The organism is Gemmobacter sp. (assembly GCF_046292685.1).
Classification (GTDB): Bacteria; Pseudomonadota; Alphaproteobacteria; order Rhodobacterales; family Rhodobacteraceae; genus Wagnerdoeblera.
This window is the reverse complement of record NZ_JBKBQM010000086.1, coordinates 1-6,766: the sequence shown is the minus strand read 5'-3', so window position 1 is coordinate 6,766 and position 6,766 is coordinate 1. Positions and strand designations below refer to the sequence as shown.

Below are 6,766 nucleotides of genomic sequence, written 5' to 3'. Positions count from 1 at the left end.
AGCGTTCACGCGTTCGTCGATATCCGCGCAGGTCGAAGGCACTGCCTTCGACGCTGACCTGGCTTTTGGACATGCCGCCCGCGCCCATGGCCTTGACCAGGTCGTCGACCGAACGGGTCGAAACGCCGTGGACATAGGCCTCCTGAATGACGGCCACCAAAGCCTTCTCCGCCGTGCGGCGCGGCTCCAGAAAGCTGGGGAAGTAGCTGCCCTTGCGCAGCTTCGGGATCTCCCGCGCGATCCGTCCCGCCCGCGTGTCCCAGTCCCGTTCCCGGTATCCGTTGCGCTGAACCTCCCGCATCGGCGTGCGCGCGCCCTTGGCCGCACCCGTCCGGGCCTCGACCTCCGCTTCCATGATCCGCTCGGCCGCATAGGCCAGCATCTCGCGCACGAGGTCGCCGTCGGCGTTCGGGGCCGCGCCTGGACCGATGGCGCGCTGGCCCCTCACTCTCGACCAGCTCGAGAAGCGCCATTCTGTCGTCGGTCATCATTCGCCATTGTCCTCGGACCGATGGCGGACAATGGCTCATTCTCCGTTTCACGTTCCGGGTGTCGCAACCCGGACCTTTTTTGAAGATCGACGATGACCGCCAGCGGCACCGCCGGCCCCGCGCTGCGCTACGTCAATGGCTCCGCGCGCGGCCTCCTCCTACACCACCACCGGGGACAATGCCGGTTTCGTGGACAGCAGGTCAAGCTTGCATGGCGCGGGCCTTGGGCTCCATGGGGCTGATGTAGCCCAGTTTCGAATGCCGTCTGCGCGGGTTGTGGAAGCGTTCGATGTAATCGAGCAGGTCCGCGCGGGCCTCGTCGCGGGTGCGATCGGCCTTGCGGTTGGTCCTCTCGATTTTCAGCGAAGAAAGCAAACTCTCCATGGCCGAATTGTCCCAGACGTTCCCGGCCCGGCGCATCGAACAGCTGATGCCGTTGCAGGCCAGCAGGTGCTGGAACTGCTCGCTGGTGTATTGCGATCCCTGATCCGGATGAGGCAGCAGCACATCGGTCTTGCCGCGGCGCCGGACGGCCATCATCAGGGCGCCCATGACCAGCGTGGCATCCCTCTCGGCCTTCATCGACCAGCCGACCACGCGGCGGGAGAACCGCTCCAGCACGACCGCCACATACAGCCAGCCCTGGGCGGTTCAATCAGGATGCCCGGCAGGCCCTAGATCCAGCAGGTGGGGCGGATGCCGAGCCACTCGGCGACCTCGACCGTGACGACCCCGCTGCGCCCGAACAGGACGAGGATCGCCACCCCTACCACGAAACTTTGCGTGATGATCGGCAGAATGGAAATGGCGCGCCGGAGCCGCGTCGTGCGGAAGTCCGTGCGCGCCACCAGCAGCGCCAGCGCCAGGCCCAGCGCCGCCGACAGCACCCCCAGCACCAACGAATTGATGACCACCCCGCACCGCCCCGGTCAGGCAGCCCACGGTCCAGAGGTCGGGCGCGGCGATGCGGGCCAGGAAGGGCCCGGCCGACAGCGTGCCGTCGGCGGCGACAAAGGCCGCCGACATCGGTTTCAGGATCGGAAAGAACACGAACAGCGTCAGCGCCGCCACGATGCCCACGATGGCAAAGGCTGCTGACCTGCCCCCGGGCAAAGCCGCACGCGGCCAGCAGCTCGGCCAGCGCGCCTATGAGCGCGATCCCCGGCAGCGCAGGACCGCGCAGCCCGATCCCGCACCAGCCCCGCCCGACCCGCCGCCACCGCGACCAGCACCAGCAGCCAGACGCGGCCCGCGATGCCCTGGGTCAGCGCGCTGTCCAGAAAAGCCCCGCCCTTGAACCAGGGCAGCGCCAGCGTCGCACCAAGAAGAAGGCCGGACCAGACACGTCCGATCCGGCAATCCGATCCCGTCGTCACTTGGGCAGCGCGCCGATCTTGGCGTCCCAGCGGGCCAGCAGGGCCGTGCGCACCTCGGACGAGCCATATTTGGCACAGTCGTAGTCGATCAGCTTGACATCGGCCAGCTTGGGCGCTTGCGGCGGGGGGGGCGGCGCCGGTTTTTACGGCACCTGGAAGGATCTCGCCGTGGCGCCGATTTCCTGCGCCTTGGCCGACAGCGCCCAGTCATGCCAGATCTTCGCGGCCTCCGGGTTCGGCCCGCCCTTGATGATCGACATCGAGCCGACTTGGTAGCCGGTGCCTTCGCAGGGCGCCACGGTCACGATCGGCGCGCCGCCCACGGCCTCGACCACGGCGTCGTGCATGAAGACGATGCCGATGGCCGTTTCACCGGTTGCGGCAGCCCGGATCGGGACCGATCCCGATTTGGTGTACTGGCTGATGTTGGCGTGCCGATCCTTCGGGTAGGCAAAGGCCCCGTCCTCGCCCATCAAATGCACCATCGTGGCCAGCATGGTGTGGGACGTGCCCGACGAGTTCGGATTGGCCACCCGGACGTCGTCCTTGAACCGCGCGTCCAGCAGATCCTTCCAGCAGGCCGGCGGGTTCTCGGTGACCATGGTCGAGTTGTAGCCGAAGCCCACTGCGCCAGCGTAGAGGCCCACGGTGCGGAAACCCGCGGCTTCGGCCTGCGTCACGGCCCAGGGTTGCAGATCGGCCAGCATGGGCGAGCGGTATTCCTCGGTCAGGCCTTCCTGTGCTGCTTGCAGGTGCGGATCGCCCGTGCCGCCCCACCGCACGTCGCCACGCGGCTGGCCTGCCTCGGCCTTGATCTGGGCGAAGGTCTCGCCCGACGACTTGCGCGTCATCCGCACGTTGATGCCGGTTTCGCGGGTAAAGGCTTCGGACTGGGTGCGGCACCATTCCTCGCCGGCCGAGCAGGAGAGCACAAGTTCCTTGGCCTAGGCGAAGGCGACTGCGGGCAGCAGGGCCAGTGCCGTGGCGCCGATCAGCGTGAAGCGTCGGCTCATGGTCGGTCTGCCGTTTTGCCCCGTGACAGCGGGGCGTTGCAATCAGATGATGGCGCCGCGCACCTTGGCCGATACCCATTCGGATACCACGACGGTCCCCAGAATCACGATCAGGATCATCGTGACCTGCGGCCAGGCCAGCACATTGAGCGACCCCTGAAGCTTCAGCCCCAGGCCGCCCGCGCCAACCAGGCCCAGGATCGCGCTTTCGCGGATGTTGATATCCCATCGGAACACGGTGATGCCCCAGAAGGCGGGCAGGACCTGCGGCACGATGGCATAGTCCAGCACCTGTGCGCGGCTGGCCCCGGTGGCGGTCACGGCCTCGACCGGGCCGGTATCCACTTCCTCGATCGCCTCATAGAGCAGCTTGCCGATGAAGCCGATCGACCGCAGCCCGATGGCGACGATGCCGGCCAGGATCCCCGGCCCCATGATCGCCACCAGAAGAAGCGCCCAGATCAGCGAGTTGATCGACCGCGATGCCACGATGACGAACAGCGCCGCAGGCCGCAGGATCATCGCCGAGGGCGTGGTGTTGCGCGCGGCCAGAAAGGCGATGGGCACGGCCAGGATCACGCCCAGCAGGGTGCCCAGCGTGGCCATGTTCAGCGTGTCCCACAGCGGCCACCACAGCTCGGACATGTAGGACCAGCGCGGCGGCCACATGCGGGTGCCGATGTCGGCGGCCTGGCGCGGCGCGTCCCAGACGAAGACCCACATCGTGTTCTTCGTCATCACCTGCCAGCAGAAGACGAACAGCGCCACCAGTGCGAACCACGCGCCCCAGATGAGCAGTTGCACGCGCGGCGTGCGGCGGCGCCAGACGGCGGGATGTGCGGCATCGGTCATTGCAGGAACTTCCGCAGATAGGACGACCCGTATTCCGCCACCATCACCAGCCCGATGATGATCAGCAGGATCGCGCCGGCGCTGTCGTATTCGTAACGGTCGATGGCCGTGTTCAGCGTCGCCCCGATGCCACCCGCCCCCACGATGCCGATCACGGCACTTTCGCGGAAGTTGATGTCGAGCCGGTAGAGCGACAGGCCGATCAGCCGCGGCATCACCTGCGGCTGGATCGCATAGTTGATCATCTGTGCCCAGGAGGCGCCGGTCGCCCGGATCGCCTCGGCCTGCGCCTCGTCGATGTCCTCGATATCCTCGGCCAAGAGCTTCGACAGGAACCCGATGGTGCCGAATGCCAGCGTCAGGAAGCCGGCGAAGGGGCCGAAGCCGAACATCGCGACGAAGAAGATCGCCACGATCACTTCCTGCAGCGCCCGGCTGGCGGCGATGATGCTGCGGCAGATGTAATAGATCACGGGCGGCGCCACGTTGCGCGCGGCCCCGATCCCGATCGGCACCGAGATCAGGATGCCCACCACGGTCGAGGTCAGCGTCATCGTCAGGCTTTCGATCAGCCCGTTCGAGATGTCGCGCCAGCGGCTGGTGAAATCGGGCTGCAGGAAGCCGCCGATGAAGCGCAGCCCGCGTTCCCAGCCGGCGGCGATGCGCGCCCAGTTCGGATCGATCGAGGCCAGCGCCAGCACCAGATAGATCGCTGCGCCCCAGAACAGCGCCACGCGCCACACCGGGTTGGTGAAGACCTGCGGCGGCCGTTTCCACCGCGTCGGATAGGGGGTGGAGACCTGCATCAGCCGATCTCGGCCATGTGGCGGCGGGCGTCGCGCTCGGCGGCCTCGTCCTCTTCGGTGCCCTTCTTCATCGCCGCCCAGTCCTCGGCGCCGTAGATCGAGGTCAGCGCCTCGTGCGTGAGTTGCTCGGGCGTGCCGTCGAACACCACGCGCCCGGCGCGCAGCCCGATGATGCGCGCGACGAACTGCTGCGCCAGCGGCACGTCGTGGATGTTGACGATGGCCGGCAGGCCGTTCTCGTCGCAGATCTCGATCAGCAGGCGCATGATCTGGCGGCTGGTCTTGGGGTCGAGGCTGGCGGTCGGCTCATCCACCAAGAGCAGCTCGGGCTCCTGCGCCAGGGCCCGGGCGATGCCCACGCGCTGCCGCTGTCCGCCCGACAGGGCGTCGGCGCGTTTGTCGGCATGGTCCATCAGGCCCACGCGGTCCAGCAGGCGATAGGCACGGCGGATGTCGTCGGGACCGAAGCGCCGCGTCAGGCTGGTCCAGAAGCCGACATAGCCGAGGCGGCCCGACAGCACGTTCTCCATCACCGTCAGCCGCTCGACCAGGGCATATTCCTGAAAGATCATCCCGATCCGCCGCCGCATCCGGCGCAACTCGCCCGCCCCAAGGCCGGTGATCGGCTTGCCCGACAGTGCGATCGTGCCCGCGGTCGGTTCAACCAGCCGGTTGATGCAGCGGATCAGCGTGGACTTGCCGGCACCCGAAGGCCCGATCAGCCCCACGACCTGCCCCTTGGGCACGGTGAACGACACGTCCGACAGCGCCTTGTCGCCGGTCTTGTAGGTCTTGGTCAGATTCTGGATCGTAAGCATCGGTCCCCGCAGGAATGACCGCGCGGGCGGAACGGGTCCGCCCGCGCGGTGTCTGGCCGGATTGCCTCAGTTGCAGGTGTAGGACACACCCGAGGCCGCGTCGATCTCGCGGATCACAGCCCAGTTGTCCTTGAAGGTGATCGGAATGAAGGTCTCGTTCGGCGGGTTCGACTTCGAGAACTCGGCCAGGAGCGCGCTGCCCTCCCAGTCGAAACTGAAGAACGCTTCCTTGATCTTTTCCTGCAGCTCCGGCTTGAGGTTGTGCGCCACGCCGTAGCCCGTGGTCGGGAAGGTTTCCGACGTGTAGATCACGGTCGTCGCATCGGGCTTGATCACCTCGCGCGCGATCATGCGCTCCTTCACCGAATTGGCGATGGCGGCCGCCGGGTAATCCTTGTTGGCCACGCCCAGGATCGAGTTGTCATGCGCACCCGAGAAGGCGGGGGTATAATCCTTGCCCGCTTCCAGGCCGAACTGCGACTTCAGCAGGGCCGAGGGGGCCTTGAAGCCCGAGTTCGAGGTTTCGGCGGTGAAGGCCAGGGTCTTGCCCTTGATGTCCTCGATCTTTTCGATGCCCGAACCCGGGTAGGTGATGATCTCCATCTCATAGCCATAGCGGCCATCCTTGGCGGCCATCATGGCAAAGGGGCGGAAGCCGGCACAGGCCACGGCCAGCGGGTTCGACCCGGTGTTGAAGCCCGCCACATGCAGACGGCCCGCGCGCATCGCCTCGATCTGCGCGGCGTTCGACTGGACGGGGAAGAACTGCACCGGCTTGCCGGTCACGGCCTCCATGTGCTGCAGGAACCCCTTCCAGACCTCGGCATAGACGGCCGGATCCTCGACCGGGGTATAGGCGAAGATAAGCGTCGCCGGATCGACCAGCTGGCCCGCGTCGGTGGGGATATCGGCGATCAGGTCGCCGTCGGCATCCGTGTAGCGGGCATCCAGCGTGAACTCGGCCAGCGCGGGGGCCGCAAGGCAGATGACCGCGGCAGCCGTGAGAATATTGCGAAGCATTTCCGACTCCTTCCTTTTTCGGCTCGTGTGATAACTTTCGAATGTAACTGATAAGTGACAGATGGAGTCCCGAGTTGCCCTGCTGTCCGGGCCGGTCGCGGTCTGGTTTCTCGCTCTTGACGGCGCCTTGTGCAGCTCACCGATCTATCCGGGCGGGACCTTGTGGCGGCTTTGTCCCCGGTGGTGGTGTAGGAGGAGGCCGCGCGCGGAGCCATTGGCGTAGCGCAGTGCGGGGCCGGCGGTGCCGCTGGTGGTCATCGTCGATCTTCAAAAAGGTCCGGGTTGCGACACCCGGAACGTGAAACGGAGAATGAGCCATTGTCCGCCATCGGTCCGAGGACAATGGCGAATGATGACCGACGACAGAATGGCGCTTCTCGAGCTGGTCGA

6 protein-coding genes and 2 pseudogenes are annotated in these 6,766 nt (G+C 66.6%); all 8 read right to left on the bottom strand.

Features of this window, described 5'->3' with window-relative positions:
* A pseudogene (locus ACK4S2_RS15380) lies at positions 1-488 on the bottom strand (transposase); the annotation flags it as partial.
* Between the two features lie 204 nt (positions 489-692).
* Positions 693-1,142, bottom strand: a pseudogene (locus ACK4S2_RS15375) (DDE-type integrase/transposase/recombinase); the annotation flags it as partial.
* Positions 1,143-1,165: 23 nt separating this feature from the next.
* Complete coding sequence (locus tag ACK4S2_RS15370; protein WP_409626355.1) at positions 1,166-1,405, bottom strand: hypothetical protein; 240 nt, start codon at positions 1,403-1,405, stop codon at positions 1,166-1,168.
* A gap of 605 nt (positions 1,406-2,010) precedes the next feature.
* Positions 2,011-2,799 (bottom strand): ABC transporter substrate-binding protein, encoded by a 789-nt coding sequence (locus ACK4S2_RS15365; protein ID WP_409626352.1) that lies wholly within the window; start codon positions 2,797-2,799, stop codon positions 2,011-2,013.
* 123 nt (positions 2,800-2,922) lie between these two features.
* Positions 2,923-3,732, bottom strand: coding sequence for a phosphonate ABC transporter, permease protein PhnE (gene phnE / locus ACK4S2_RS15360; protein WP_409626349.1), 810 nt, complete (start codon positions 3,730-3,732; stop codon positions 2,923-2,925).
* Positions 3,729-4,538: a phosphonate ABC transporter, permease protein PhnE gene (phnE, locus tag ACK4S2_RS15355; RefSeq protein WP_409626346.1), complete on the bottom strand. Its 810-nt coding sequence runs from the start codon at positions 4,536-4,538 to the stop codon at positions 3,729-3,731. Before phnE (ACK4S2_RS15355) ends, phnE (ACK4S2_RS15360) begins: the two co-directional genes overlap by 4 nt.
* Positions 4,538-5,356, bottom strand: coding sequence for a phosphonate ABC transporter ATP-binding protein (phnC, locus tag ACK4S2_RS15350; protein WP_409626343.1), 819 nt, complete (start codon positions 5,354-5,356; stop codon positions 4,538-4,540). The genes phnE (ACK4S2_RS15355) and phnC overlap by 1 nt, the downstream gene beginning before the upstream one ends.
* Before the next feature lie 66 nt (positions 5,357-5,422).
* Entirely contained in the window at positions 5,423-6,376 is a 954-nt protein-coding gene (gene phnD / locus ACK4S2_RS15345; RefSeq protein ID WP_409626340.1) for a phosphate/phosphite/phosphonate ABC transporter substrate-binding protein, read from the bottom strand.
* Positions 6,377-6,766 lie beyond the last annotated feature (390 nt).